Source organism: Marinirhabdus gelatinilytica (assembly GCF_003353425.1).
Classification (GTDB): Bacteria; Bacteroidota; Bacteroidia; order Flavobacteriales; family Flavobacteriaceae; genus Marinirhabdus; species Marinirhabdus gelatinilytica.
Genome location: NZ_QRAO01000002.1, coordinates 377455 through 404150 on the forward strand (window position 1 = coordinate 377455; position 26696 = coordinate 404150).

Sequence of the window (26696 nt, forward strand, 5' to 3'; positions counted from 1 at the left end):
GCCGCCCCGGTGCTAAAGTACAACAATGAAACCGTCAAAAAAAGTTGCATATTACACATTAGGCTGTAAGCTCAATTTCAGCGAGACTGCTACCATTGCCCGTAATTTCGAGGGTGAAGGCTTTGATCGTGTAGATTTTTCTGAAAAAGCAGATATCTACGTGATCAATACCTGTAGCGTCACCGAAAATGCCGACAAGCGTTTCAAATCCATCGTAAAAAAAGCACAAAAAGCAAATCCTGAAGCATTCGTGGCCGCAGTGGGTTGCTATGCGCAGCTAAAACCAGAGGAACTCGCCGATGTTGATGGTGTGGATTTGGTGCTGGGCGCTACTGAAAAGTTTAAAATAACCAGTTACATTAACGAGCTGTTAGCCAACCCCGAACGAAACCGTGGGGAAGGAGCGCAGGTACATTCTTGCGAGATTGAGGATGCCGATTTTTATGTAGGAAGTTATTCCGTAGGCGACCGTACCCGTGCATTCTTGAAAGTGCAGGATGGTTGTGACTATAAATGTACCTATTGCACGATTCCATTGGCGCGCGGGATTTCACGTAGCGACACCTTGGAAAATGTACTGAAAAACGCTGCTGAAATTTCAGCCCAGGGCATCAAGGAAATTGTTTTGACGGGGGTGAACATTGGCGACTACGGAAAAGGGGAGTTTGGCAACAAGAAGCACGAACATACATTCCTGCAATTATGTGAGGCCTTGGATAAGGTAAAAGGGGTGGAGCGTTTGCGCATATCTTCCATAGAACCCAATTTACTGAAGAACGAAACCATAGATTTTGTAGCACAATCCAGAACTTTTGTACCACATTTCCACATCCCATTGCAAAGCGGAAGCAACGATTTGTTGAAGCTCATGCGCCGCAGGTATATGCGCGAACTGTATGTGGATAGAGTTTCAAAAATAAAGGAAGTGATGCCAGACGCCTGTATTGGGGTAGATGTGATCGTGGGCTTCCCAGGAGAGACCGAAGAACGCTTTTTAGAGACCTATCACTTCTTGAACGAGCTAGATATCTCCTATCTACACGTTTTTACCTATTCTGAAAGGGACAACACCCCAGCAGCCCAAATGGAAGGGGTGGTGCCCAAAAAGGTGAGGGCCAAACGCAGTAAAATGTTGCGCGGACTTTCAGCAAAAAAGAGACGGGCTTTCTATGAGAGCCAACTTGGGTCCTCCCGCACCATTTTATTTGAAGGCGAGAACAAAGCGGGCTACATACACGGATTTACCGAAAATTACGTAAAAGTAAAAGCCCCGTGGAATCCGGAGCTTGTAAATACAGTACATCAGGTTACGCTAACCGAAATAGATGAAGACGGCCTAGTACGTTTTGAATATGCAAAAGAGCCTATTTTGGCTTAGGTTTTTTTAGTCTCGATTTTATTGCGTAATCAACAGGCCTACTTGTATAATTTGGTCTTCTTCTGAAACGAAATATCCTGCTTTAAAGGCAAGCGAGTTCAGACCGCTTAACCAAATTCCTCCCCCAAACGAAGTGTGCATAGTATCTGAAGTATCCACATCGCTCCAAACCCTTCCATAGTCAAAACCACCATAGGTTCCCAATGTTATTGGAATTACAGAAGTTGTTAATCTGGCAAGGCGGAGTTTTAAATCGGTTGTGTGATAGAACGAAGTTTCGCCGGTAAAGCGCTCGTTTCTATAACCCCTAAGGCCATTATTACCACCTATGGAAGGAGCGTGGTAAAAGTAGTAGTTATCCCCAATGTTGGTTCTTACGGCTGCAGAGGTGCCCAATACAAGGTTTCCGGAAGGAATTAATCCTTCTTCAAAACCAACCTGCAATCCTGCATAGCCAAAGGCATTGTCACTGTCTTCAATATTGCTTTTGTACCCTATTACGGCATCAAAATTAAATGCTTTGGAAGGGAAATCCATTGCATTTTGGTTTCGGTAGCTAATGAGTGCCTCACCACCTGCATAGTTCTGCATTTCAAAAACATTTGAATTTACAGCATTGGTAGAAGGTGTGAATAATCTGTCCGGATTATTTTGTACTTCAAAACTTTCAAACAGTGCTTTAAAAGTGAGGGTTTTGTATTTAACACCTGCACTGGCTTTGATCTGTTGCATACGGGCACGATTAAAATCCCTGTCCTCATCATCTGCATTGCCATCATAAGAGGTGCCGTTACCAAAACCGAAAAATTGATTGGCAAAAGAATCGCTTGTAAAATAGCCGTCTACCACCAGATTCCATTGTGGGAATATGTTGGCGAACTCACCGTCGTAATCCAGCTCTACCGCTTGGAAATTGAAATAATAATTGGCCAATAGCGCGTGTTGGTATCTAAATGGGTTTCCGTTGAAACCATAATTGGTATAGGTGTCCCTTGCCCCTAAAAAGAAACCATCATCTACCTGAAAGCCAATATTCGGCAAGATTACGTGGTTATTTTCCTTGAAGTACCTCCAATGATAGGTGTTGGTTTCATAAAGATTAGTAAACTGATGCGCTGGTGTTTTTTCATCAAACTTGGAATCTTCGTATTTCCAATCGTACACTTTTACTTGGCGTGTATTCTCAATGGTGTATTTGTCCTTTCCATAACCACCTATTATGCGCACCTTGATGGGATTATTGCCCCTGCCGGTTACCGTGAACTCATCATCGTCATTGAGTCCATATATCCATATTTCCTTTGTTTCATCCTTATCGAAGGTTCTATCTAGAATTACGGGATCTTTTTCATCCTTAATGGCTCTTTTAATGATGACTTGGGTTTTTCCATCTTCAAGACGAATTATTTCGAACTTGTCGTCCTTGTCGGTCCCATGGATTGCTACGGTTCGATTTAAATAGTTTCCGTATTCTTTGGCATACTGGTCCAGCTTACCCAATCTTGATTTAAGATCACTTTTCAATCTTTCAGAGGTTTCATCCTGGACCTCTGGTGGCAGGTTTTCCCACGCTGCATCAATTTCGGCTTCGCTTAGGTGTTGCTGTATATATCTTGCTTGTTCAATCCAAGCATCGGTACCAAACTTGGTCATAAACGTACGATCAAGGTTGTTGCCCTCACCATTATACCATTTTATATCGCGGATGTCATCCTTATAGCTTTGCCAAAAGCGTGTATCCGGCACTACCATTTTTACAATGGTCAACATAACGCCGTCAAACTTTGAGAATGCTGCGTCTCTATCGCGGGGTATAGGGATAAAGCGGGTAGTATCATCGTCAATCTCATATTCGGCGAAGCGCCATTGGTCTTGGTGGCGGTCCCAATCGCCAATGAGCATATCGAACAACCGTGAACGGATCCAAATTTTTTGGTCTACACTATATTTCTCATCCTCTCGCAGTTTTTCAAGTACATCGGTAGCACTCTCAAAGGTTACCACGGTTCCTCCACCGGGGTTTGCGCGATTGTAGCCTTCAAAATCTTCTTGTCCATCGTCCGGGCGTTCTTCTATCCAGTATAGGGCATCTCCATATTTTTCGCCCAAATCATCAAGGTTGGGTTGTTTGGGTACGTAGGCCAATTCTATGTTGGCGTGATTCACATTAATTTCTTTTGCCATTGGGTCTAATACCAATTGCATAAAGGGATGTGTTGTGGTGAAAAAATCGTAGACAACGGTTTCGGCAAAAGTACCGCGGTATTCTTCTGGCTCGAAAGTGATTCCTTTTACCTTGAATTTCAGGAACTTGAATGCATCTTTTTCTAACCCTCTAATGGCGTATTCCGCACCATTTTCATCTTTCAATTTTGCTGAGTAGGTTTGGTGCCCGCCACCAGCTTCCTTTACAGTAAGGCCGCCTCTGTATTTGGTGAGGTCTGCATTGGTTGCGGTTACGGGGATGCCGTAATATTTTCTGAAACGATCGCCCCACATAAACTTATAGAAACCAGATTTTTCTAATTTTTCTTCTTCAGAAACAATAGGTACTTGAACCGTTTGTGAAGTAAACGGAGGCATTGGGGATTTTAACTCGTCATTGGGGAAAGCTGCGGTCATTGGGAAGGTTTTTTCACCTTCTTCGGTAATAAAAGTGACTTGCGAGCTGCCATCCTCAAAATATTGAATCATCCCAAAGCCCTCTTTTCCATAGGTATATTGGCCTTCGTATATCAATTGCCCTCCCACAGCTGTTATCCGTGCCTCTTCTCGTTTCGTTTTTGAAGCTTTGCCCAAAGAACCACTTATTACTTGGTGAGCCCTGTCCTTGGAAGTAAGGTATTGGAGGCTGTTTTCGTGACCAGATACTAGCGTTACCCTATCCAATTCCTGAACGAGAGCAGCCACTTTTATGGCAAATTCCTGATACCTCTGGAAGTATATCTTATCTGGGTTCATTCCTCCTTTGTAGTTGTTGGCATACATACCATTGCTGAAAATAGGGTGGCTCATTACGATGACAAGATTCTTGCCTCTTGCATCTTTTATCATACCTTCCAGTTCTTCAATAAACCTGCGCTGTGTCTTTATGTCGCTACATTTTTGGTTGATGTATTCCACACGGTCCCAATTGCTTATATACCACTTGGAGTCTACCAAAATCATATCGATGGCATCGTTTATCTCTCGGTATTCTAGCGGGCAAACATTGTTGGGCTCTACCTCAACTTTTTTAAGGTCTTGGTCTTTGATATAATCCTCAACCCACTCAATCTGCTTTGCGTTTTTGCTTTCCCACTCGTTGGTTCCTGGGATAAAATATGTTTTACCCTTGAACGAATTGGCCAGGTCCAATTGCTTTTTTAGCAGTTGTAGGTTTTGCTCTTCGTTTTCAAAATCTTTGGAAGTATAGTTTCCCGTGAAAAGTAGCGTGCTGTTTTTGCTCGCTTCGTTTAATTTTTGCTGAAGCTTGGACAGGATGGCATCATTATAAGTACCGTTATAATTACCAAGTCCTCCTGCTATGAAAAAGGTATGTGTGGGGCTCTTGGAGGTTGTTGTTTCTTGTAGTGAGGTTGCTTTTTGTTCCTTATAGCTGGCACAAGCAGAAATAATAAAAATGCCTATAAAAATTGAAGTGAGTCTATAGATGATTTTCTGGGTAGTATGCTGCATAAAATGGTTTCGGTTATTTTAATAAGATATAAATGTACTGTAGTAAGTTAAGACAGCCGACTATTTTAGCATTACTTTCACGCTTAAAGTTTTCTTAAATACAGCAATTGCTTTGCATAAAAAAACCTCCAATTATAGTGATTGAAGGTTTAGGAAGTGGCATCTGGTTTGCTTAAATGCTTATGCCCACTGGGAGCAGGGATTTGTATTTTCTTCGGTTCTTGCGCATAAAACCAGCTATTTCTGGACTTGTGGGGACAAGGCTTATGCCCCTGTCCTTCACTTCTTCGAATACGGCTTTGATAAATATGTCCCTAAAACCTTGATCCTCCATATCTTCTGGCATATCATATTTGGTCAAGAAGATTTTTCTATCTTGTAATGCATACTCTATGCGAGCCATGTTGTCACCTACTTCCAGCTCGAACTGGCGCAGGAATTCGTTATCGGTTATTTCAACATCTTCGATCATAATCAAGGGATTTAAATTTTAATTCATTGGTACTTCTATGAGCAGTGCTTTACTTCCGGTGGTTGCTGAAATTGTAATGGTATCTGCGTCCCATATTCCAATAGCATCACGCTCGTTAAGTGTTTCATCTTCAGCGATTACAGTGCCCTTTATTACCATGAGGTAAATTCCGTGAGCTCTGTTATGTACTTCATAAGTGGTTTTTGTTGTTTCGGTGAATTCTCCTATATTGAAATAGGCTTGTTGGTGTACCCATAGTTCATCTTCATTTGCGACACCCTTCGGTTTTACAACGGTACTAAAGGTGTTTTTATTTAAAAGAGGTGCTATTTTCTTTTGCTGGTACCTAGGTGTTACGTTCTCTGTCTCTGGAAATATCCAAATTTGAAAAAGCTTTACAGGTTCGTTTTGGTTTGCATTAAGCTCACTGTGTTCCACACCACTACCAGCACTCATTATTTGTATATCACCACTTTCAACAATACCTTCGTTGCCCATGGAGTCACGATGTTTCAATGCTCCTTCCTGCGGAATGGTAACAATCTCCATATTTTTATGGGGATGTTTGCCAAAACCCATTCCACCAGCAACTACATCGTCGTTGAGCACACGTAATTTCCCAAACTGTATTCTTTCGGGATCGAAATAGTTTGCAAAACTGAACGAATACCGCGCTTCTAGCCAACCATAATTTGCGGAACCTCGCGTTTGTGCAGGATGTAACAACTTTTTCATGGGAACCCCAACAATTAGAAATACTACTTAGTATCTTTGTAATGCAAAGTTACGGAAAAATCCTCTAGTTAGGGTTGTATTGTAGAAGTTACAGCATGAGCGAAGAAAAAACACACGTTTATTTTGTACCGGGTCTAGCGGCAGGGAAAGAAATTTTTAAGAATATACGTTTGCCAAAAGACCGTTTTGAGATGCACATCCTAACATGGCAAATCCCTGAAAAAAAGGAGCCTATTGCCAAATACGCCAAGAGGATGGCCTCCCAAGTAACACATAAAAGTGCCGTACTTGTTGGGGTAAGCTTTGGTGGTGTGGTTGTACAGGAGATGGCACATTTCCTTCAGCTAAGAAAACTCATCATAATTTCCAGTGTGAAGAACCGAAAGGAACTCCCCAGAAGATTGAAGGTGGCTAGGGCTACCCGCGCCTATAAATTGCTGCCCACCAAAATGCTCCTCAGTGCAGAAGACCTCACAAAATATTCGGTGGGGCCACGGTCCAAGAAACGATTGGCGCTGTACCAAGCTTTTTTGCACGTTAGAAATGAAAGATATTTAAACTGGGCCATAAAAAATATGGTGTGTTGGAAGCCCAAGGAGAAAATTGAGGATATTGTACATATACATGGAGATGGCGACATAATTTTCCCAATAAAAAATATCCAAGATTGTGTTGTCATTGAAGGAGGAACCCATATAATGCTATTGAACAAGGGCGGTGAGGTTTCAAAAAAAATTATAGAGGCTATTAGCTCATAAAAGCTGTTAAAATCTTGAAGTAGGTTAGTAGTTTCTTTATCTTTAATCAAAAATTTTAGATTATGAGTTTATTTTCAAAAGCAGGTTTGTTAGTGGTAGTTGGTTTTGTGAGCGGATTATGCGTCAATGCCGTCCAGGAACCGGAAACCACAGATGAGACCCTTCAAAAAAGGTTGGTGAACGATTATAATGTTTACGCCCTTCCACTTCCTGAAACTATGAACTTTGCTGGAGAGGCTGTACCATTGGACGATCCTAATATACGAGAACGTATGGATCGTGAACTCTTAGTGAATACCTATTGGCAGTCCAACGGTTTGCTCATGTTCAAGAGAGCAAATAAATATTTTCCTATTATAGAACCTTTGCTTGAAAAATATGGTCTTCCGGATGACTTTAAATATCTGGCCGTAGCCGAAAGTGGATTGGACAACGTACGTTCTCCTGCTGGGGCAGCGGGTTTCTGGCAGTTTTTAAAAGGGACTGGACGTGAATATGGCCTCGAGGTGAACGATTACGTAGACGAGCGCTACAATCTAGAGTTGGCAACCCGTGTGGCTGCAGAATATCTTAAAAAATCCAAAGAGCGGTTTGGGAGTTGGACATTGGCCGCTGCAGCCTATAATGCGGGCAACGCAGGCGTCAATAAGCAACTAGAAAGACAGAAACTGGATAATAATTATTACGACATATTGCTCAATTCTGAAACGAGCCGCTATGTTTTTCGTATACTTGCCTTTAAGGAAATTATGAGCAATCCCAAGAAATATGGGTTCAATTTTAGGCAACAGGATCTCTATACAGCTGTTCCTTCCTATAAAGTTAAAGTAGATACCGCTGTAACAGATTTTGCAGATTTTGCAAAAAAATTTGATATTAACTATAAAATACTGAAATTGCACAATCCTTGGTTACGGGATACTTATTTGAAAAATGCCTCTGGAAAAGAGTATTTTATCGAAATTCCCAAAAAAGGATATTATAACACAGGACAATAGCGCAGATTAAAGCTACAGCAAACAACCAACAATGAACATTACCTTATTACTCTCTTTATTGATAATTGGCCTTTTGGCTGGAATTTTAAGTGGTTTTATGGGAGTAGGAGGGGGAGTGATCATGATTCCCTTGATGATGTTGTTCTTAGGGTACGATCAACACGAGGCACAAGGATTGAGTCTTGCCGTCTTGGCAGTACCCGTAACTTTTGTGGCAGCTTATACATACCATGTGGGAGGGCACCCGGTAAACTGGAAGTATGCCATTGTAATAGCGTTGTGCTTTGTAGTGGGAGGCTGGATTGGCTCTAAGTTTGCCGTTAAGATAGACCAAGCTGTGCTTAAAAAGATATTTGCCGTGGTCTTGGTAATTGCGGCAATCAAATTATTCTTTGGGAAATAAAACAGTTAATTCTTTTCGGTACCAATAACCTCTAGGCTGGTCTGTATAGTAACCGTCGGTCTCAATTTCTGGACGCTTGCAAAAAAGGAATCGTAGTTGTCTTCATACGACACCTCATAATCGGTATTATAAGGATGTATAACGGTACGCTTAATATCTATAATCTTTTTGTTTTCATCCAACAAGAAACAAGTAGGAAGTCCTAAACTGTGCTTCATCTCCTTTACAACTGCAGCACCTTTGTTTTCAAGTTCGTCTACATATACTACGTGGATGTTCTTTTTAAAGTCCCTTGAGGCTTTTCTTGCGTTTTCTTTTGTGTCCCAGTACAACACTACAAAATCGATATTGTCTCCATAGCTATGCGCAATGTCGTTAAGAGCAGGAATGGTTCCTGAACCCGGAGTGCACCAAGAGGCGGTGCTCAATAAAATCATTGGTTTTTTAAAATCGTTAAGTTCGATTTCTTTTCCAGAACGTTTTCTCACCTTAAAATTATCAAGATACGATTTAAGGATTACATTTTGTACTAAAGAGTCGTACAAGAAGTCTGCCCGAACGTAATCCTTATCGTGGTATGCAAGCTTCGAGTTCTTAACGTACCTTTTTATGTTTTTGGTAATTTCTTGAGAGAACATAGGTTTTACTTCAGCAACTTCCTCCTCTTGGGAAACCGCTGTAAGTGAAACAAGTACTAAAGCAAGTAGAAGTAGTTTTTTATACATACACAATCTTTACCAAATAGTAGTGCAAAGGTATAAAACGTTGCTAATTAGCCTACTGCTTTTAGATTAAAAGGTAAAAAAGTCGTCAAAATACACGCTTCAAGAAAGTTTTTTCTCACAAAACTAGGTGTACGGATTAACGCCTGCTCTTTCTACCTGCTCTGGCACTGCGTTGGCCAAATTGTTGTCTGGGCATATTGGCACGCTTCATTTGTTGTTTCATCATTTTAATCTGCTCGTCCATCATGTTGTGCTTGTCCAGTTTTTTGGCTTCAGCCAGGAGTATTTCGGCTTCACGTTTCCTATTTTTTGTCATGGCAATTCCAGCTAGGTTCAATTTTGCCATAGCAAGGTCTGCGTCCATGTTCAACCCTAGTTCTATAGATTTTTTGAAGTATTTTTCGGCCTCGTTCATATTGGTTTGTGAAACCATGAGTCCGTTTAGGTAATTATAGTATCCTTGTTGCTTTCTAACCAGGGATGCTTCGGGATTCTTTATTTTGTCCAACCATTTTTTGGCTCCTTGAAAATCTTGTTTCCGCAGTCTAAGGAATGCCAATAAAATGATTTCATTCTTAAAATAGAGGAACATAAAGATTAAGGAGAGAAGTATGTACATAATCCCATTCCCTATATTTCCCTCGACAAATTGCCACACGGCCAATCCAAGGACTCCTGCGGCCAATACTAACTTTATATTTTTGTTGAACATGCTCTGTGCTTTTTTAAGGACTGCAAAGGTACATATTTCCTCAAAGAAGTGATTATCTTTCCCTTTTGAAAAAGGAGGACAGAGCATATTTTTCTGAAACTGAAATTCTTTTGAATTATTTTTGATTTTACATTTGTCGGGCATAAAAAAGATTGTATATTTGCACCCGACTTTTAAGACAGGTCACAAAAATTAGTTATTTAGAAGAATTAACCCTAGTACAATGAAAAGAACATTTCAGCCATCAAAGAGAAAAAGAAGAAATAAGCACGGTTTTAGAGAGCGTATGGCATCTGTAAATGGCCGCAAGGTTTTAGCTGCCCGTCGTGCTAAGGGTAGAAAAAAATTATCTGTTTCTTCTGAGCCACGTCACAAAAAATAATGTTGATAAGTTATACATAAAAAAGGTGTTGTTTGTAAACAGCACCTTTTTTTTATACCCTAGCGAATCGTAATTTTACAGCACAAAAAAAGTTCTTATACTATGCCCAAAAACGAGAAATTAAAATCTATCCTCATTATAGGTTCTGGACCAATTATTATAGGCCAAGCCTGTGAGTTTGACTATTCTGGATCGCAGTGTTTACGCTCTTTGCGTGAAGACGGTATTGAAACCATCCTCATAAACAGCAACCCTGCCACTATTATGACGGACCCGTCCATGGCAGATCACGTTTACCTATTGCCGTTGACCACAAAATCCATTGTAAAAATCCTGAAGGAACATCCACAAATTGATGCCGTATTACCTACAATGGGGGGGCAGACTGCGCTAAACCTTTGTATCGAGGCAGACGAAAAAGGAATATGGGAAGATTTTGGTGTTAAGATCATAGGGGTAGATATAGATGCCATCAATATTACCGAGGATAGAGAGAAATTCAGAAATCTTATGGAAAAAATAGGTGTCCCCATGGCACCTCAGGCTACAGCGACTTCCTACCTCCAAGGAAAGGAAATTGCACAAAAATTTGGCTTTCCGCTGGTAATACGTTCTTCGTTTACTCTGGGTGGAGCAGGAGCATCCATCGTTTACAAAGCCGAAGATTTTGACGAACTCCTTAAACGTGGACTCGAAATATCTCCCATCCATGAGGTAATGATAGACAAAGCCATGATGGGCTGGAAAGAATACGAGCTGGAATTGCTTCGTGATAATAATGATAATGTTGTAATTATCTGTACCATTGAGAATATGGACCCCATGGGAATCCACACGGGAGATTCTATTACCGTGGCACCAGCAATGACCCTGAGCGACCGTACCTTCCAACGTATGCGAGATATGGCAATACACATGATGCGAAGTATTGGCGATTTTGCCGGAGGTTGTAATGTACAGTTTGCAGTAAGCCCAGACGAAAAAGAAGAAATAATCGCTATAGAGATAAACCCACGTGTGTCACGATCTTCTGCGCTGGCCTCCAAGGCAACAGGATATCCTATCGCAAAGGTTGCTTCAAAACTTGCCATTGGATATAACTTGAACGAACTGAACAACCAGATCACAAAATCTACTTCGGCATTGTTCGAGCCTACGCTGGACTATGTAATCGTGAAGATTCCGCGTTGGAATTTCGATAAATTTGAAGGATCCGATAGAACCCTAGGCTTGCAAATGAAGGCCGTGGGAGAGGTAATGGGCATTGGCCGCTCCTTCCAGGAAGCTTTGCACAAGGCTACACAATCGTTGGAAATTAAACGAAATGGTCTTGGAGCCGATGGAAAAAGCTACACCAACTACGACCAAATTCTTGAAAAACTAGAACACGCCAGCTGGGACAGGGTTTTTGTAATCTACGATGCGATACAAATGGGCATCCCCTTGAGCCGAATCCACGAGATAACAAAGATCGATATGTGGTTCTTACGCCAGTATGAAGAACTATACCAACTGGAAAAAGAAATTTCAACATACACACTAGATACACTTCCAAGAGAATTGCTGCTAGAAGCCAAGCAAAAGGGCTATGGCGATAGGCAGATAGCACACATGCTGAAATGCTTGGAAAGCCAAGTGTACAAAAAACGAGAAGAACTGAACATTCAGCGTGTGTACAAGTTGGTTGATACCTGTGCTGCCGAATTCAAGGCCCAGACTCCTTATTACTACTCAACTTTTGAAAATGAAGTTGAAACAGCCGATGGGAAGTGCTTTGTTGAAAACGATAGTAAGGTTACAGACAAAAAGAAGATAATCGTACTGGGTTCTGGCCCCAATCGAATTGGACAAGGAATAGAGTTCGATTATTGCTGTGTGCACGGTGTATTGGCAGCAGCCGAGTGTGGGTACGAAACTATTATGATAAACTGTAACCCAGAAACCGTCTCTACAGATTTTGACGTGGCAGACAAATTATATTTTGAACCAGTTTTCTGGGAGCATATCTACGATATTATCCGTCACGAAAAACCAGAAGGGGTAATCGTACAGTTAGGAGGGCAAACTGCCCTGAAATTGGCCGAAAAGCTAGAGCGTTACGGTATCAAGATTATGGGAACAAGCTATCAATCCTTGGATCTGGCCGAAGACCGCGGAAGTTTTTCAACCTTACTGAAAGAGAACAATATTCCCTACCCGAGATTTGGTACTGCCGAGACTACCGATGAGGCATTACAACTAGCCGACGAGTTAGACTTTCCATTGTTGATACGCCCTTCCTACGTTCTAGGTGGACAGGGGATGAAAATTGTAATCAACAAAAAAGAACTGGAGGAACACGTTGTGGATCTGTTGCGTAAAATCCCTAACAACAAACTGTTGCTGGACCACTATTTGGACGGAGCCATAGAAGCCGAAGCAGATGCAATTTGCGATGGGGAAAATGTGTACATTATAGGTATTATGGAGCATATTGAACCCTGTGGCGTTCACTCTGGAGATAGTAATGCTACCTTGCCACCGTTCAATTTGGGTGACTTGGTGTTGGAACAAATTAAGGACCATACCAAAAAAATAGCCCTTGCCCTGAATACCGTGGGACTCATAAATGTCCAATTCGCCATTAAAGATGATAAGGTGTATATAATTGAAGCCAACCCACGAGCTTCCCGTACAGTACCTTTTATAGCTAAGGCGTATAAAGAACCTTATGTAAATTATGCGACCAAGGTGATGCTGGGAGAGAAAAAAGTGACCGATTTTAACTTCAACCCACAGTTGGAAGGGTATGCTATAAAGCAACCGGTTTTCAGTTTCAATAAGTTCCCTAACGTAAATAAACAATTGGGACCAGAGATGAAAAGTACAGGTGAGAGTATCTTGTTTATTGAAAGTTTAAAAGATGATGAATTCTACGAGCTCTACTCCAGAAGAAAGATGTACTTGAGTAAATAGGGAGGCAAAAGCTGTACTAAACTCAAGCCATATATTCAAACTCCCTTCAATTCTGAAGGGAGTTTTTTGCATTTCAGCCATTCAGTATCTTTTTTGTACATTGTAACAACTTAAAAATCAAATAGTATGAAAAAAATTACGCTTTTATGTGCAATATTGGTAGCAGTATCTACAACAGCTCAAACAACATTCGATGTAGCATGGGATCAAATGGTAGGGGCTGATGGAACATTTACTGTTGAAGCTGGAGATACCGTGCGGTGGACTTGGAACAATGGCAACCCACACAGTGTAACCTCTATCGCTGGAACCGAAACATTTGATAGCGGTGTTATCTCAGGAATGGGTACCGAATTTGAATTTACATTTTCTTCGCCTGGAGCGACCGATTATCAATGTGATGTCCATTTTAATTCTATGACTGGTACCATTACAGTCTTACAAACTATGGGTGTTGATGAAAAATTTGCAGTAAATGTACAGATGTATCCAAATCCTGTAGAAGATGAAATGGTCATAAAATCGCTATACCACTTAGCAAATTATGAGATTTTTGATATGTACGGAAAAAAAGTGAGCTGGGGCAATGGCAATACAAATTACACTTCATTGAATATTGCACATCTAGATGCTGGCGTTTACTTTTTAAAGGTCACCTCTGAAGAAGGCCTACAAACCACTAAAAAGATGGTAAAAAAATAAACCTTCATAGTTCTCTAATTTAGCCCTGCCAATAGGTAGGGCTTTTAATTTTGCCGCTCAAAAAAAGGTGAAGATTCTTCTTCTACCCCAGTAATAAAATATTTGGTATCTCCCCAAAATACAAAGGTGCCATAGCGCTCCACATAATTCACCTTTACATAGCGACCCTGTAAGTCTTGCAAATCCTCGATCACTTCCTTTTCAGAATCGAGCACGGAGAACTGGAATATCTGTGCCCCGCTAATGCCTTGGCTTATCTCACCTTCCCAAGTCTTGAACAATACCCCCTTATTACTGAATTTTATGAGTTCCCCAGCCCTGGTTCCCTTGCTGTAAGGTACATAAGCTACAAAAGCAAAATACAACAGATAAATTGCCACTAGACTTCCAAGTATTATAAATAGTATTTTTTTCATCGATGGTGCCCGCCTATACGGGTAGTTTTTAGATTAATTCAAGAATTCCTATAGTTTCGATATAGATGTACGGCTCTTGCTAAACAAGCCCAGCTAACTAATAAGCCAATAACCAAGCAAACTATCCCAAGCCCTAAATTCATAGATACTTGATAGTCTTTTTCAAATTCTTTTGTTTGGGAGCTATATATCATCGCTATTCCCAAACCAATGGGTGCCAAGCCAAAAACTGTATAAAGGGTCAATTGTATGGCGACCCAAATTCTCTCTAAAAGATTAATCCAGTTCATCTTGATCCTCTGCTCTTTTCAGTAATTTATCGTCTATATTTTTACTGGCCTTGGCCCCAAGTTTTTTTAGTTTTTCTACACGGCGAATTAAATTGCCACGGCCCGTCAATTTTTTCATAGCGCCTTCGTAGCTGTTTTGTACGGTGCCTATCTGTTTGCCTACTTTAATAAGTTCGTCTGTTAAATTAGTAAAACTATCGTACAAAGCTCCTGCTTGGGTAGCGATTTCCAGTGCGTTTTGTTTCTGTCTATCGTTTTGCCAAAGGTTGTCTACCAATCTCAGTGCGGCGAGCAGGGTGGAGGGTGTTACAATAATTACCTGCTTGTCAAAAGCATTTTCATAGAGTCCCGGCTCGTTGGCCGAAGCTATCGCAAACGCAGGTTCAATAGGGATGAACATAAATACTGTATCCGGACTTTCGTCCACTAAATATTGATAATTCTTATCACTCAGTTGCTGCACGTGCCGTTTTATGGACGCTATGTGCTGTTTTAAATAGCGTTGCTTTTCTAGTTCATCTTCTTCTGAAACAAAACGTTCAAAATCTACCAGCGATACTTTGCTATCTATGATCATTTTCTTGCCATCGGGCAGATGGATGAGCACATCTGTCTGTAAGCGTTTGCCCTCGGGATTGTTATGGCTGTCTTGCAGGGTGTATTCCCGGTCGCGCTCCAAGCCAGATTTTTCAAGGATTCGAGTCAAGATCAATTCGCCCCAGTTTCCTTGCATCTTACTGTCTCCCTTTAAGGCTTTGGTAAGATTATCGGCATCCTTGCTCATTTGCTGGTTAAGATCTGCCAGGGTCTTTATTTGTTGTCGCAATTCGCTATGGCGCCCCAAACTTTCCTTGTTGGTTTCTTCCACCCGCTTTTCAAATGTTTTTATCTTTTCCTGCAATGGGTTGAGCAATGTTTCCAAGCTCTCTTTGTTCTGCTCCTTAAATTTGGTAGATTTTTCATCCAAAATCTTATTGGCTAGATTTTCAAATTCCTTGGTGAATTTTTCCTGTAGTTTTTCTACTTCGGCTTTTTGCTCACGGTTTTTTTGTTCAAGGTTGTCAAATTGAGAATTTCGCCTAACCAGTTCACTATTTAAAAATTCTTTTTCTTTTCTAATTTCCTCACGTTCGTCAAGAACAGTTTGAAAACGCTCTTCCAGTTTCTCTTGCTGAAAACTAGCCTGTTGCAATCGTTCTTCCAGTTTTCCAGTTTCAGTCTTTAGTTTTAAACGTGCAAAGAGATGGCCTAAAAATGCGCCTATAACCAAACAAATGGCGGCAAGTAATAGAAAAAGTAGTGTTTCGTTCAAGGTTTAAGTAATTGAGTTGATAAGATAATTAGCATTCTAGGTTATAAAGTTATTGAGAATTTACTTTAAATAGAACAAATCACGAGAATTTTAATAATCGTTCAAACGTACGGGGCCACCACTGCCTCTTCCTGTTGAAACTGCTCAGATTTCTTTTAAAATAGCTATGGAAATTTGGGAACCTTCTTTTTTCTTGGGGGTTGTACTGGGGTACTATTTTTTAATAGAAAATCGCCCCGTGGTTTTATCAAACGCAATGGTCTCCTTCGGGAAAAGCGCGTCGAAACTACCTTTTTCAATAAGTTTACAGGGCTGGTCGCATGCTAAGGATGTCTCGTTCATTATAAGCATTGTGTCACTTAATTGTATGGCCAAATCTATTTCATGGGTAGAAAATAGAATGGTTTTTCCCGTTTCGGTTGTAAGCTGCCTTAGCAATTTCAGAATGTAAGCGCGATGGTATAGATCTAGGTGGGTGGTAGGCTCGTCCAAAACAATCAAAGGCGTGTCTTGGGCTAAGGCCCTGGCAATGGCGACGCGTTGCAGTTGGCCGTCACTCAGCTCAAAACATTTTTTATGGGCTAATTTTTCGGTATCTGTTATTTTTAGGGCGTAACGTATTTGTTTTTTGTCAGTTTCGGTCAATGACCCCATCCAGTTGGTATAAGGCTGTCTTCCCAATGTTACCAATTCTTGGACCGTCAAATTTTTGGAAGCTGGAACTTCAGTCAAGACCACGCTCAATTGTGTGGCGAGTTCAAGACTGGAAATAGCTGAAAGATGCTTCCCATTAATCTCCACCTTTCCCGAAAGCGTGGGTTGCATCCCCACCAAACTGCGCAATAGTGTAGATTTTCCCACACCATTTGCACCTACAAGTCCTATAAGTTCACCTTCGTGTATGCTGAAGTTGATATGTTCGGCAACAGGGAAGGATTTCTTTTTACTGAAATATCCCACCGAGAGTTCGGTAGCTTCTAAAACGATATGCTTTTTTTCAGCAGTCATTAAAACAACAATTTACGTTTGCGAACCAACAGCCAAATGACTACCGGAGCCCCTACTAACGATGTAATAGCATTGATGGGTAATGTATATTCACTTCCCGGTAATTGTGCTACTGTATCGCAGAGTAGCATTAAAATGGCACCAGAGAGCATCACAGCGGGCAATAGCGTAAAATGATTGGAACTTTTAAAATACTGGCGCGTAATATGTGGTACCGCCAACCCTACAAAAGCTATGGGCCCCACAAAAGCGGTTATACCACCCGCCAAGATACTGGTCGCCAAAATTATGAGCACTGTGGTTCTTTTTATCCGTACGCCCATGCTTTTTGCATAGTTTTCGCCCAGAAGGAGCGCGTTCAATGATTTTCCACTACTAAATGCCAATAGGAACCCTAGGAAACAACAAAGTACCATTATTGTAACACCGCTCCAGGATTGGTTTCCCAAACTCCCAAAGCTCCAGAAGATATACTGTTGCAGTTTTTCGGCATTGGTAAAATAGGAGAGTACCGAAACCACTGCCGCGGTCACACTACCAAACATCAACCCAATAATTAAGATGGCCATGGTGTCTTTAATCTTGAACGTGACCGCCAGTACCGCAAGGAGCACCAAAAAGCTTCCAAGGGCCGAAGCTACTACCAAACTCCATTGACTCAACAAAACACTTCCAAAAAAACTGCCAAACGCACCTGCGCCCAGAATTAAAATAGCAACGCCTAGACTAGCGCCACTGCTCAGTCCCAACACGAAGGGACCAGCCAAAGGATTGCGAAACAGCGTTTGCATGAGTAAGCCCGAAACTGCCAATGCACTGCCCGTTAACATAGCTGTGATGGCTTTGGGGAGTCTATATTCTGCGATGATAAACTGCCAAGTCTCTTTGGTGGCTTCTTGCCCAGAAATAGAGCGCAACACATCCTCCAACGGAATGGCCACCGACCCCAAACTTACATTGAGCAACAAAGCAAATACCAGCAATCCAGCCAGTAGCCAGAAATAAAGTATATGTTTTTTTTGGGCTTGCATCAATCTAGTTTGCTGAAAAAGTAAAGTTCGTAATCCTGGAGCAACTCGGGATGGAATATTTTTATCATATCTTTAAGTACTAAATCCGGGCGGTTTGGTGCCAATTCGTAATACACCACTCCTCCCGTAGCACCTTTTTTTGTAGTAAAGCTGAACACATTGTTTTGTTGAAATGCCTCAAATTGCGCATATACCTTACTATGTTCCTTCATTTGTGAAAGACTGGTAAACTGTCCAGGGCCAATCCAATAGTCGGCTTTTTGTCCCTTTTCCAAAACCGATTCGATATGTAAGGAAATACTCCCCGTACCCTTGGTGTCGCTCCAAAGATAATTGGCATTTGCATCTTGGATAAAACGAGCGGCCCAACTATCCCCTTGTGGTAAATACCAGACATCTTTATACATCGCACCACTTAAAACGGTTGGTGTTTCTTTTGCGTTTTGGGCAATTTTGCGTGCTGCAATATATTCAGTTTTAATATGGTTGAAAATACTGTCTGCGGTTGCCTCTTTGTTGAAGAGAACACCAAAAAACTTGATCCATTCGGCTTTGCCCAAGGGGGTGGTTTCGGTCCAATCGGCGTTGTACAATACGGGAATCCCAGTTCTTTCAATGGTCGCCACGGTTTTATTGTCGCCTTCCACGGCAAAGGTTACCACGGCGCTAGGGGAGAGGTCTATGAGTACTTCGGCATTAATGCTCTCGTTCTTTCCCAATTCTGTAATTTCAGCATTATCAATTCTGTTTCGTGTTTTTTCCGAAGAAATATAATCCAGGTTGGGGAAGCCTACCAGTTTATCTGAAACACCAAGGGCTTCCAAAGAGGGAATATGGGTCGTGGAAGTTACCACAATAGATTTTAAAGGTACTTCCACTATGGCATCAAACTGTGATTGAAATTCTACTACCGTTCCCTTTTCGACCAGTGCGTAGGTAAATTCTTTTTCGGCCCCTGGCCAAGGGTTGGTAATGGTAAGCGTTTTATATCCCTTGTGGTCTTGTATGCTGAAACCCTCGGCAAAATCTGTTTGTATTTCTGAAACTTTTTTTAGCTCTCTTTCAGGTTGTCGCATTTCATTTTTACAGGATAGCAGTACTACTGAAAATGCTAAAAATAAGATGCTTTGTTTCATTTCAGAAAAAATAGGATTGTATTGGGATGGTAAAGATAACCAAAAGTACTACTTTCGCATCGAATTTTGGTTGGCGTTCATACGTCATTAAAAGGGAAATAGGTGCTAGATACTCGTACTTTGTACTTCATACTTCGTACTTTTTTAAAATCCTATGCTGTTCCCGCAACTGTAAGTCGGCTCAAACGTTTTTTTTGAGCTTTGTGTTTCTTCAAAAACCACTGTCCCATTAGTTATTGGAACGGGAAGGTAGCACGCCAGACAAGCCAGGAGACCTGCCAGAGTTCAACATTTTGTCGAACCTTCGGGAAAAAGGGAGATAAAGTTATACCGCTGGGTAGGGTGCGATCAGTATCTTTTGGCGGTATGCTGCATCACTTGCTTCTCGGTAAATTTTTAAGAATGAAAAAACTATTTTTTACCGGTTGCGTATTTGTATCACTTTTTGCAACTGCGCAACAAGCCGAACCACTGGATACAGTGCTTTTGGACACCAAAATCCCCCTCGCGAGAAAAAACAGCGGGAAAGTAATTTCAAAAATCACCAAAGAACAACTGGAAGCCCGTCCAGGAGCCTCGGTAGCCGAAGTGCTCAATGAAGTTTCGGGTATCGAAATCAATGGTGCACGTAGTAACGATGGCCAAAACCTTGCGTATTATGTGCGCGGTGGGAGAAACCGTCAAGTAGTGATTATGGTAGATGGCGTGCAATTGAACGACCCTTCACAAATTGCGAACGATTACGACCTTCGATTAATCCCCGCCAATGCCATTGAAGAGATTGAAGTACTGAAAGGCGCGAGCAGTGTTTTGTACGGTTCTGGAGCTGCAACGGCCGTTATAAATATTACGACCAAAAAAACTTCTGAAAAGGACATTGCGGCCACATTTACCAGTACCTTGGGAAGCAATCGCCCTACGGAAACAGAAGCTAAAAATTCAAAGTTTGAAACCTTTACCAATAACGTAAACGTGAGCGGTACGCTGAATAAGTTTTTCTATAACGCAAATTTCAGCAACCGATACACAGACGGGCTGAGTGCCGTGGCCGCCCCGGCAGATTCCACCAGATTTGAGAGTGACGTTTTTGACCGTTTCAACACACGGTTGAACTTGGGGTACAAGTTTTCGGATAGTATTACGATAAGCCAGTTTGTTTCGGTGGACAAATATAAAGCAGATTTTGATGATTTCGACTATACCGATGCCAACAACCAATCTATTACCGAGCAGATTAAAACTGGTGGGCACTTTGAGTGGAAATACAAAAACGGGACCTACGTTTTTAACGATAGCTACCAGTGGATAGACCGTGAGATCGTGAGTGGGTTTCCTTCAAAATTTGAATCGGAAAGCTATAGCTTGGACACGTACCTGAACCATCGCTTTACCAACAATTTCCAGGCAGTTCTTGGGCTGAACGTGAATTTAAGTGAGTTCACTTCCTTTACGATACCGTTTGGTGAAACCACTTTTGTAGAGCAGGTACATGCCGACACGGCCAATTTTGATATAATTGATCCCTACTTGAATTTGGTGTACATCACAGACTTTGGACTGAACTTGAATGCGGGAGTTCGTGCCAATATCCATAGCGTGTACGATACCAACGTGGTGTACCATTTTAACCCTTCGTATAATATAAACTTCGGAAACAATACTGTAAAGATTTTAGGATCGTATAGTACAGCGTACATCACTCCATCGTTGTTTCAACTGTACGACCCACAATTTGGGAATGAAGAGCTAATGCCCGAGGACAACCGAACGATAGAAGGAGGTGTAGAATTTTCAAGTGGTAAAAATTTCCGTGTGAGTGCTGTATATTTCAATCGAAACGAGGAAAACTTTGTAGATTTTGTGACCATAGATCCAGAGAATTTCATCTCTCAATATCAGAATATTGATGAAACTTTTGAGAGTAGTGGGGTAGAGGTGGAAATCTTTGGAAAAATAGTAGAAAATTTAACGGCATCAGCAAATTACACCAATACACAAACAGATGAGCGTTTTGCGCTGCGCATCCCAGAGCATAAGGCAAACGTAGCGATTAAGTATACATTGGGTAAGCGGGCAACGATGGGCTTGAGCTATCAATACGTTGGGGAGCGTGAAGATAGATTTTTCAATCCTGAAACGTTCGAAAATGAAACAATCGCTTTAGAGAGTTTCAGCTTGCTCAATTTTAATATTTCTGGGCAAATAAGCAAAAACCTGCGATTGTTTGCGGGCATTAGCAATATTCTCGACACCGAATATGAAGAAATCTACCGTTTCCAAACACGCGGAAGAAATGTACTCGCTGGATTTGAGTTGAAATTTTAGAACCCTTATCCCAAAAAAACAGGGTAGAAACTATACCCAAAAAAGGCTTGCGATTTTCTTTCGCGAGCCTTTTTTAGTTGCTTTATTTTAGGATTTATTGGTTTTCAGCTAGCATGAGCTGGTGCAGCGGTGAATTTTGTTTGCTTTCTCCTACTTCTTCCAGTGCATCAACGGGTTGTTTTGAGGAAGACCTTCCTGGGAAGATTTCGGCTAGACAGGCTTCCAATAGTGGTTCCCTTTCATCTCCCAAAACACCTAGATTTGAATAATCCTCGGGAATGAGCACATCTGGGTCCAAGCCTTCAGTATAATCGGTCACACCATTTACGTTTACGGTTTTAAATACCAGGGGAAGCATAGCATAGGTATGGTTTGGGTTAGCCTCATTGAAACTGAATGCAGGCGCAGGGGCATCAAACAATAAGAAAGAAGCTTGGAATTTCCCTGTCGTGGTAGCACCTACCTGAATTACGTCTATATAGGGTGATAGTCCGTTGATGACCAACTCACTTGCCGAAGCTGTACGTCCTGTAGTTATAACATATACACGGGTTAGGTTAAGGCTATTAAGAGCCTCACCGGTTGTGAGCACACCATCAAACAGTCCGGGTTCAGCATATTCTTCTTGGCGGTCCTCGTTCCATTGTTCGTTGTAGAACACTTGCCCTTGGAATTGTCCCGTGATCATCCCGGCCAAATCGGTTGCGGTACTAACAGAGCCTCCACCATTGTATCGAAGATCTATAATAAGTTCAGTTATCCCGTCTGCTTGGAACTGTGCAAAGGCAGCGTTGAGCTCAGGGTCGAAATCGCGCGTAAAGGCATTGTACATTAAATACCCTATCGGCTGGTTTTCAACCGTGAGTGTATTGGCAATGAACACCGGATTTTCGGTATAGGGGGCTTTGGTAAGCGTAACGGTTTCGTTGATTTCGACAATGTTTTCTCCTTCAAACTCTGCAAGTCCAATGGTGTAGGTAGTGGGTTCTAAAAGTTCACGGAAATTATCCTCGGTAATCTGCTGGCCGTCCACACGGTTAAAAATTATCCCTCGTTCCAAACCTTTTGCTTCAGCATCGGTGTTGGGGAGTATATACCGTACGTAACCAAATACATTGCCACTACCGTCCGGATATAGGATAAGCCCATATTCCATCCCGTTATTTTCAGTTACCCCGTTTAGGGCGTTGATTAGTTCTACATAATCATCTGTCACAAAACTGAAACGGTCTACGGGCGATTCCAAAAAGTCGAACAGTGCTTCAGGTGAGTCAAAACTCTCCAGGAAGGTATTTTTTTCAGCATCGTTTGCAAAAAAATCGTTGGCCAGTTCTGGTGTATCTGCCTTGTAGAGATAGAAAAAGTTGAGCCCACGGTAAATAAAGTCTTTAATTTCTGAAGATACTTCGGCACTCAGCCCTGAGGTAAGTTCATCGTCATTATCCTTAAAGCAGGAGGTGAAAAGTACGGCACAGAGCAGTACGAGGAGAATTGATTTCTTTTTTAGCATAGTTCTTTTTTAAATTCCAAACTGGATTTCTAATTTAAAATAGTTCAGTTTCAAATGTAACAAAATTTCAAGTAGTTCGTCGTAATTGTAGAAGGCTCCTTAACAGGGTTTTCGCTAACCATTACAAAAAGTGTTCCGACTATTCGGGAAAGAGGATGAAACAAGGAGAATTTTTAAGTACCGTACTTCCGTTTAAGGATAAGTTGTACAGGCTTGCCAAGAGAATTCTCGTTTCCAATGATGAAGCCGAGGACGCCGTACAGGAAGTGTATTTGAAACTCTGGAAGAATAAAAGGAGTATCAAGAACTACAATAATCCAGAGGCATTTGCAATGACGATGACGAAGAACTATTGCCTGGACAGGTTAAAGTCGAAACAAGCAGGGAACCTCAAGATCGTGCATAGCAATTACCCGCATTCGCAAAACGTAGCACGCCAAATAGAAGCGAACGATGGGGTAGCACTGGTCTTTAAAATAATGGAAACCCTGCCCGAACAACAAAAAATAGTATTGCAATTACGAGATGTAGAGCAGTTTGAGTTTGCCGAAATAGCAAAGATGCTGGACAGTAACGAGACCGCAGTTAGAGTAGCGCTGTCACGTGCCCGAAAGACCGTAAGAGAACAATTAATACAATATAATAATTATGGAATTAGCTAAGATAGAGCAACTTTTGGAAGCTTATTTTGAGGGAAACACCACCCTTGAAGAAGAAGCAATCTTGCGAGCGTATTTTACCAAAACCAATGTAGCCCCACACCTACAGCAGTACCAGCCCATATTTGCTGGTTTTGCCCAGGCGCAGGGTGAACGTTCGGTTCGTGAGATCGTTCTTCCTAAAGGGCCTAAAACAGCTTCACGCTGGTGGGTGGGCATTGCCGCAACATTACTGGTGGCCATAGGAGTGTTCGGGTTTTTTAACCAAGAACCTACCTTGACTGCTGAAGAAAAAGAAGCCCTTGCCGCTTTTGAGAAAACAAAGGAAGCCTTTAAGCTGATGTCCCAAAATTTTAACGAAGGTGCCGAGGAGCTCGTGTACATTCAGAAATTTAAAGAGACCAAAAACAAAATTTTAAAATAAACCCTAATTACAAATACGATGAAAAAAATAGCAATTATAATCGCTTTAATGGTAGCACCCTTACTGGTGAATGCACAAAGTCCTTTCGATGCTTTTGAGAATGCAGACGATGTTACAAGCTTTGTCGCTACCAAGAAAATGTTCAAATTATTGAGCAAGATGGATTTTGACTCCAACGACCCAGAGGTAAAGGAATACCTTGAGCTGGTGAACAACCTTGAGAACGTTCGTATTTTCACGACCGAAAACCCAAGCGTACAAAAAAGGTTGAACGATGCCGTAGCCAAGTACGTGTCTGGCAATACATCCCTATCAGAACTGATGCGGGTAAACGACGACGGTAAAAACGTGAAATTTTACAGCAAAGAAGGTAAAAACGATAATTTCGTGACCGAACTTTTAATGCACCTCACAGGAAATATCGATGGGAAAGAACGTACCGTGGTAATGAGCATCACTGGTAACATAGATTTGAAAAAAGTGTCTAAATTAACTAAGGACCTTAATGTTCCCGGTAGCGAAGAATTGAAGAATATAGACAAGCAAAAATCATAACCATGACAACAGTAGTAAAGTATATAATAGGATTGAGCTTGCTTGCACTGGGAATGCTTTCCTGTAATAGTGAGCCGTCTCTCCAGAAATATCTTGTTGAAAAACAGGATGATGACAAGTTTATGAAAGTGGATCTGGCAACCAGCTTATTACAGAGCGAAGAAGCCAATTTTACTCAAGAAGAAAAAGATGTGCTCAACTCTGTAAAGAAGATCAATGTTGTTGCTTATCCGCTGAAGGGTAACACAGCCGAGTACGATGTGGAACGAAAAAAACTACAAACCATCTTGGCCAGCGAAAAGTACCAAACCCTTTTAAAAATGGGCTCCAATAAAAGTGGAGCCACATTAAAATTTACGGGTGAGGAAGATGCTATTGACGAGCTGATAGTTTTTGCGACCGACAGTGAAAAAGGTTTTGCCGTGTTTCGCCTTATTGGAGACGATATGGAACCCGATAGCTTGGTGAAATTGATGAGCTCGATAGACCGGGGCGATGTAGATGTTTCACAACTGAAAAGCATAGGAAACATGTTTGATATGGAACTTGAATAATAAAAACCAATTACTGCCGTTTTGGTGGTATATCAATACAAAAAACTGCTATGGTAAAGTAGTTTGAAAAAGAAGGAGCTTCAGTATTTTGCTGAAGCTTTTTTTATGTTAGATTCCTGTATAGTTTGAAGGTGTTATTACCCGCATTTCTGCTTTTATTCCTTCTGAAACATCTAAAGTTTCAATAAAGTCGGCTATCGATTTTTGGGTGATGGCCTCATTGGTTCTCGTCAAACCTTTCAGTGCTTCATAGGGGTTTGGGTATGCTTCACGGCGTAAGATGGTTTGTATCGCCTCGGCGACAACGGCCCAGTTATTCTCTAGGTCTTCAGCAAACTTAGCCTCATTTAGCAATAGTTTGTTCAAGCCTTTTAGGGTAGAAGCAAAAGCAATTAATGTATGTCCCATGGGCACACCTATGTTGCGTAATACGGTACTATCGGTTAGATCACGTTGCAAACGGCTCACAGGTAGTTTTGCGGAAAGATGCTCGAAAACCGCATTGGCAATCCCTAGGTTTCCTTCACTATTTTCAAAATCTATCGGGTTTACTTTATGTGGCATCGCACTGGAGCCCACTTCACCCTTCTTTATTTTCTGCTTAAAGTAATCCATAGAAACGTAGGTCCAAATATCACGATCTAGATCTATGATTATGGTATTGATACGTTTTAAACAATCGAACAGCGCTGCCATATGGTCGTAATGCTCAATCTGGGTGGTAGGGAAAGAATGGTGCAACCCTAGGCGTTCTTGAACAAATGATGTTCCAAAAGCTTTCCAGTCTACATCTGGATATGCAACTTTATGGGCGTTAAAATTTCCTGTGGCACCACCAAATTTTGCAGCGCTTTTAATATTGTCCAATAAGTCGAACTGCTCTTCCAAGCGAGTCACAAAAACTTCTATTTCCTTTCCTAGTCGAGTAGGGGATGCGGGTTGGCCATGCGTACGTGCTAGCATAGGGACATTTGCCCATTCGTTTGCCAGTTGCTTCAATCTATTTTTTACTTCAAGAAACTGGGGTACATATACCTCGTTCATCGCATCTTTCAAAGAAAGTGGAATGGCCGTATTGTTAATGTCCTGGGAGGTGAGCCCAAAATGAATAAATTCCTTGTACTGCTGTAGACCAAGAGCATCGAATTTTTCCTTGATAAAATATTCCACAGCCTTTACATCGTGGTTGGTCACTTTTTCGGTGTCCTTTATATGTTGGGCGTCCTCGGTGGTAAATTTGGTGTAAAGCTCACGTAATTCTAAAAACAAAGATGTATTAAAACCTTCCAACTGCGGAACCGGCAATTCCACCAAAGCGATAAAGTACTCAATCTCTACCTGTATGCGATATTTAATGAGGGCTTCTTCCGAAAAAAACGGAATGAGCGATGCGGTCTTGGAGGCATAACGGCCGTCAATTGGTGAAATAGCTTGTAGGGATTGGATGGACATGATGCTGTATTTAAGATATTTGGTTATGTTTTAGTCCTGAAAATAAAGGTGCAAAGATACGATAAATTGAACTTGAAATCGAAGTAGAAACTGAAATCGAATTTTCTTTAAGTGGGTAGTGGGTAG

24 protein-coding genes and 1 riboswitch are annotated in these 26696 nt (G+C 41.4%); of the genes, 12 read left to right on the forward strand and 12 right to left on the reverse strand.

The genetic code is table 11. The features are described 5' to 3' along the window. Positions 1–25 precede the first annotated feature (25 nt). Positions 26–1378, forward strand: coding sequence for a tRNA (N(6)-L-threonylcarbamoyladenosine(37)-C(2))-methylthiotransferase MtaB (mtaB, locus tag C8D94_RS07810; RefSeq protein ID WP_115123367.1), 1353 nt, complete (start codon positions 26–28; stop codon positions 1376–1378). Positions 1379–1396: 18 nt separating this feature from the next. Here the strand turns inward: mtaB and C8D94_RS07815 are convergent, their stop codons facing one another. From C8D94_RS07815 to C8D94_RS07825, 3 genes are all read right to left on the reverse strand, one after another. Beyond that, positions 1397–5056 carry a hypothetical protein gene (locus C8D94_RS07815; RefSeq protein ID WP_115123368.1) on the reverse strand — a complete coding sequence of 1220 codons (3660 nt, stop codon included), beginning with the start codon at positions 5054–5056 and terminating at the stop codon, positions 1397–1399. A 172-nt stretch (positions 5057–5228) separates the two neighbouring features. After that, complete coding sequence (locus C8D94_RS07820) at positions 5229–5528, reverse strand: GNAT family N-acetyltransferase (RefSeq protein WP_115123369.1); 300 nt, start codon at positions 5526–5528, stop codon at positions 5229–5231. Positions 5529–5546: 18 nt separating this feature from the next. Further along, positions 5547–6263 carry a pirin family protein gene (locus tag C8D94_RS07825; protein ID WP_115123370.1) on the reverse strand — a complete coding sequence of 239 codons (717 nt, stop codon included), beginning with the start codon at positions 6261–6263 and terminating at the stop codon, positions 5547–5549. A gap of 95 nt (positions 6264–6358) precedes the next feature. Here C8D94_RS07825 and C8D94_RS07830 point away from each other — a divergent pair, with 95 nt between their 5' ends. From C8D94_RS07830 to C8D94_RS07840, 3 genes are all read left to right on the forward strand, one after another. After that, on the forward strand, positions 6359–7021 hold the full coding sequence (locus C8D94_RS07830; RefSeq protein ID WP_115123371.1) for an alpha/beta hydrolase: 663 nt from the start codon (positions 6359–6361) through the stop codon (positions 7019–7021). Between the two features lie 62 nt (positions 7022–7083). Then, the gene (locus tag C8D94_RS07835; RefSeq protein WP_115123372.1) at positions 7084–8019 is read left to right on the forward strand and encodes a lytic transglycosylase domain-containing protein; all 936 of its coding nucleotides are present in this window, start codon (positions 7084–7086) and stop codon (positions 8017–8019) included. A 31-nt stretch (positions 8020–8050) separates the two neighbouring features. After that, entirely contained in the window at positions 8051–8422 is a 372-nt protein-coding gene (locus C8D94_RS07840) for a sulfite exporter TauE/SafE family protein (protein ID WP_115123373.1), read from the forward strand. 5 nt (positions 8423–8427) lie between these two features. Here C8D94_RS07840 and C8D94_RS07845 read toward each other — a convergent pair whose 3' ends face one another. Together C8D94_RS07845 and C8D94_RS07850 are read right to left on the reverse strand one after the other, a co-directional pair. Next, positions 8428–9147 (reverse strand): TlpA family protein disulfide reductase, encoded by a 720-nt coding sequence (locus C8D94_RS07845; RefSeq protein ID WP_115123374.1) that lies wholly within the window; start codon positions 9145–9147, stop codon positions 8428–8430. Positions 9148–9283: 136 nt separating this feature from the next. Continuing rightward, entirely contained in the window at positions 9284–9859 is a 576-nt protein-coding gene (locus tag C8D94_RS07850) for a DUF2892 domain-containing protein (protein ID WP_115123606.1), read from the reverse strand. Positions 9860–10082: 223 nt separating this feature from the next. Here C8D94_RS07850 and rpmH point away from each other — a divergent pair, with 223 nt between their 5' ends. The 3 genes from rpmH (at position 10083) to C8D94_RS07865 (ending at position 13898) form a co-directional block, all read left to right on the forward strand. After that, positions 10083–10241 (forward strand): 50S ribosomal protein L34, encoded by a 159-nt coding sequence (gene rpmH, locus C8D94_RS07855; RefSeq protein WP_115123375.1) that lies wholly within the window; start codon positions 10083–10085, stop codon positions 10239–10241. Between the two features lie 102 nt (positions 10242–10343). Beyond that, a complete protein-coding gene (gene carB / locus C8D94_RS07860; RefSeq protein WP_115123376.1) occupies positions 10344–13196 on the forward strand; it encodes a carbamoyl-phosphate synthase large subunit in 2853 nt (950 codons plus the stop codon). Positions 13197–13322: 126 nt separating this feature from the next. Then, positions 13323–13898 (forward strand): T9SS type A sorting domain-containing protein, encoded by a 576-nt coding sequence (locus C8D94_RS07865; protein WP_115123377.1) that lies wholly within the window; start codon positions 13323–13325, stop codon positions 13896–13898. Between the two features lie 44 nt (positions 13899–13942). Here C8D94_RS07865 and C8D94_RS07870 read toward each other — a convergent pair whose 3' ends face one another. The 5 genes from C8D94_RS07870 to C8D94_RS07890 all read right to left on the reverse strand — a co-directional run bounded on the left by C8D94_RS07870 (position 13943) and on the right by C8D94_RS07890 (position 19091). Then, positions 13943–14314: a 6-phosphogluconate dehydrogenase gene (locus tag C8D94_RS07870; protein WP_115123378.1), complete on the reverse strand. Its 372-nt coding sequence runs from the start codon at positions 14312–14314 to the stop codon at positions 13943–13945. A 276-nt stretch (positions 14315–14590) separates the two neighbouring features. Further along, entirely contained in the window at positions 14591–15916 is a 1326-nt protein-coding gene (gene rmuC / locus C8D94_RS07875) for a DNA recombination protein RmuC (protein WP_115123379.1), read from the reverse strand. Between the two features lie 213 nt (positions 15917–16129). Continuing rightward, positions 16130–16924: an ABC transporter ATP-binding protein gene (locus C8D94_RS07880; RefSeq protein ID WP_115123380.1), complete on the reverse strand. Its 795-nt coding sequence runs from the start codon at positions 16922–16924 to the stop codon at positions 16130–16132. Further along, on the reverse strand, positions 16924–17955 hold the full coding sequence (locus C8D94_RS07885) for a FecCD family ABC transporter permease (RefSeq protein WP_115123381.1): 1032 nt from the start codon (positions 17953–17955) through the stop codon (positions 16924–16926). The genes C8D94_RS07880 and C8D94_RS07885 overlap by 1 nt, the downstream gene beginning before the upstream one ends. Beyond that, positions 17955–19091, reverse strand: a complete 1137-nt coding sequence (locus tag C8D94_RS07890) for an ABC transporter substrate-binding protein (protein ID WP_115123382.1) — start codon at positions 19089–19091, stop codon at positions 17955–17957. The genes C8D94_RS07885 and C8D94_RS07890 overlap by 1 nt, the downstream gene beginning before the upstream one ends. 50 nt (positions 19092–19141) lie before the next feature. After that, positions 19142–19388: riboswitch (cobalamin riboswitch) on the forward strand. A gap of 105 nt (positions 19389–19493) precedes the next feature. Here C8D94_RS07890 and C8D94_RS07895 point away from each other — a divergent pair. Then, the gene (locus C8D94_RS07895) at positions 19494–21416 is read left to right on the forward strand and encodes a TonB-dependent receptor plug domain-containing protein (protein ID WP_115123383.1); all 1923 of its coding nucleotides are present in this window, start codon (positions 19494–19496) and stop codon (positions 21414–21416) included. Between the two features lie 94 nt (positions 21417–21510). Here the strand turns inward: C8D94_RS07895 and C8D94_RS07900 are convergent, their stop codons facing one another. Further along, positions 21511–22926, reverse strand: coding sequence for a S41 family peptidase (locus C8D94_RS07900; protein ID WP_115123384.1), 1416 nt, complete (start codon positions 22924–22926; stop codon positions 21511–21513). A gap of 155 nt (positions 22927–23081) precedes the next feature. On the opposite strand from C8D94_RS07900, the gene C8D94_RS07905 reads away from it, so the two are divergent. From C8D94_RS07905 to C8D94_RS07920, 4 genes are read left to right on the forward strand one after another with little or no spacing between them, the layout of a single operon-like run. Continuing rightward, positions 23082–23588 (forward strand): RNA polymerase sigma factor, encoded by a 507-nt coding sequence (locus C8D94_RS07905; protein ID WP_115123385.1) that lies wholly within the window; start codon positions 23082–23084, stop codon positions 23586–23588. Further along, entirely contained in the window at positions 23575–24009 is a 435-nt protein-coding gene (locus C8D94_RS07910) for a hypothetical protein (RefSeq protein WP_115123386.1), read from the forward strand. Before C8D94_RS07905 ends, C8D94_RS07910 begins: the two co-directional genes overlap by 14 nt. 18 nt (positions 24010–24027) lie before the next feature. Then, entirely contained in the window at positions 24028–24564 is a 537-nt protein-coding gene (locus tag C8D94_RS07915; RefSeq protein ID WP_115123387.1) for a DUF4252 domain-containing protein, read from the forward strand. 2 nt (positions 24565–24566) lie between these two features. Then, positions 24567–25118 carry a DUF4252 domain-containing protein gene (locus C8D94_RS07920; RefSeq protein WP_115123388.1) on the forward strand — a complete coding sequence of 184 codons (552 nt, stop codon included), beginning with the start codon at positions 24567–24569 and terminating at the stop codon, positions 25116–25118. A 108-nt stretch (positions 25119–25226) separates the two neighbouring features. On the opposite strand, the gene purB is transcribed toward C8D94_RS07920, so the two are convergent. After that, positions 25227–26570, reverse strand: a complete 1344-nt coding sequence (gene purB / locus C8D94_RS07925; RefSeq protein ID WP_115123389.1) for an adenylosuccinate lyase — start codon at positions 26568–26570, stop codon at positions 25227–25229. Positions 26571–26696: the final 126 nt, after the last annotated feature.

Bases quoted from the DNA above. Each gene is read 5' to 3' on its own strand.
- mtaB (WP_115123367.1), top strand. From the start codon at position 26: ATGAAACCGTCAAAAAAAGTTGCATATTACACATTAGGCTGTAAGCTC.
- C8D94_RS07815 (WP_115123368.1), bottom strand. From the start codon at position 5,056: ATGCAGCATACTACCCAGAAAATCATCTATAGACTCACTTCAATTTTT.
- C8D94_RS07820 (WP_115123369.1), bottom strand. From the start codon at position 5,528: ATGATCGAAGATGTTGAAATAACCGATAACGAATTCCTGCGCCAGTTC.
- C8D94_RS07825 (WP_115123370.1), bottom strand. From the start codon at position 6,263: ATGAAAAAGTTGTTACATCCTGCACAAACGCGAGGTTCCGCAAATTAT.
- C8D94_RS07830 (WP_115123371.1), top strand. From the start codon at position 6,359: ATGAGCGAAGAAAAAACACACGTTTATTTTGTACCGGGTCTAGCGGCA.
- C8D94_RS07835 (WP_115123372.1), top strand. From the start codon at position 7,084: ATGAGTTTATTTTCAAAAGCAGGTTTGTTAGTGGTAGTTGGTTTTGTG.
- C8D94_RS07840 (WP_115123373.1), top strand. From the start codon at position 8,051: ATGAACATTACCTTATTACTCTCTTTATTGATAATTGGCCTTTTGGCT.
- C8D94_RS07845 (WP_115123374.1), bottom strand. From the start codon at position 9,147: ATGTATAAAAAACTACTTCTACTTGCTTTAGTACTTGTTTCACTTACA.
- C8D94_RS07850 (WP_115123606.1), bottom strand. From the start codon at position 9,859: ATGTTCAACAAAAATATAAAGTTAGTATTGGCCGCAGGAGTCCTTGGA.
- rpmH (WP_115123375.1), top strand. From the start codon at position 10,083: ATGAAAAGAACATTTCAGCCATCAAAGAGAAAAAGAAGAAATAAGCAC.
- carB (WP_115123376.1), top strand. From the start codon at position 10,344: ATGCCCAAAAACGAGAAATTAAAATCTATCCTCATTATAGGTTCTGGA.
- C8D94_RS07865 (WP_115123377.1), top strand. From the start codon at position 13,323: ATGAAAAAAATTACGCTTTTATGTGCAATATTGGTAGCAGTATCTACA.
- C8D94_RS07870 (WP_115123378.1), bottom strand. From the start codon at position 14,314: ATGAAAAAAATACTATTTATAATACTTGGAAGTCTAGTGGCAATTTAT.
- C8D94_RS07880 (WP_115123380.1), bottom strand. From the start codon at position 16,924: ATGACTGCTGAAAAAAAGCATATCGTTTTAGAAGCTACCGAACTCTCG.
- C8D94_RS07885 (WP_115123381.1), bottom strand. From the start codon at position 17,955: ATGCAAGCCCAAAAAAAACATATACTTTATTTCTGGCTACTGGCTGGA.
- C8D94_RS07890 (WP_115123382.1), bottom strand. From the start codon at position 19,091: ATGAAACAAAGCATCTTATTTTTAGCATTTTCAGTAGTACTGCTATCC.
- C8D94_RS07895 (WP_115123383.1), top strand. From the start codon at position 19,494: ATGAAAAAACTATTTTTTACCGGTTGCGTATTTGTATCACTTTTTGCA.
- C8D94_RS07900 (WP_115123384.1), bottom strand. From the start codon at position 22,926: ATGCTAAAAAAGAAATCAATTCTCCTCGTACTGCTCTGTGCCGTACTT.
- C8D94_RS07905 (WP_115123385.1), top strand. From the start codon at position 23,082: ATGAAACAAGGAGAATTTTTAAGTACCGTACTTCCGTTTAAGGATAAG.
- C8D94_RS07910 (WP_115123386.1), top strand. From the start codon at position 23,575: ATGGAATTAGCTAAGATAGAGCAACTTTTGGAAGCTTATTTTGAGGGA.
- C8D94_RS07915 (WP_115123387.1), top strand. From the start codon at position 24,028: ATGAAAAAAATAGCAATTATAATCGCTTTAATGGTAGCACCCTTACTG.
- C8D94_RS07920 (WP_115123388.1), top strand. From the start codon at position 24,567: ATGACAACAGTAGTAAAGTATATAATAGGATTGAGCTTGCTTGCACTG.
- purB (WP_115123389.1), bottom strand. From the start codon at position 26,570: ATGTCCATCCAATCCCTACAAGCTATTTCACCAATTGACGGCCGTTAT.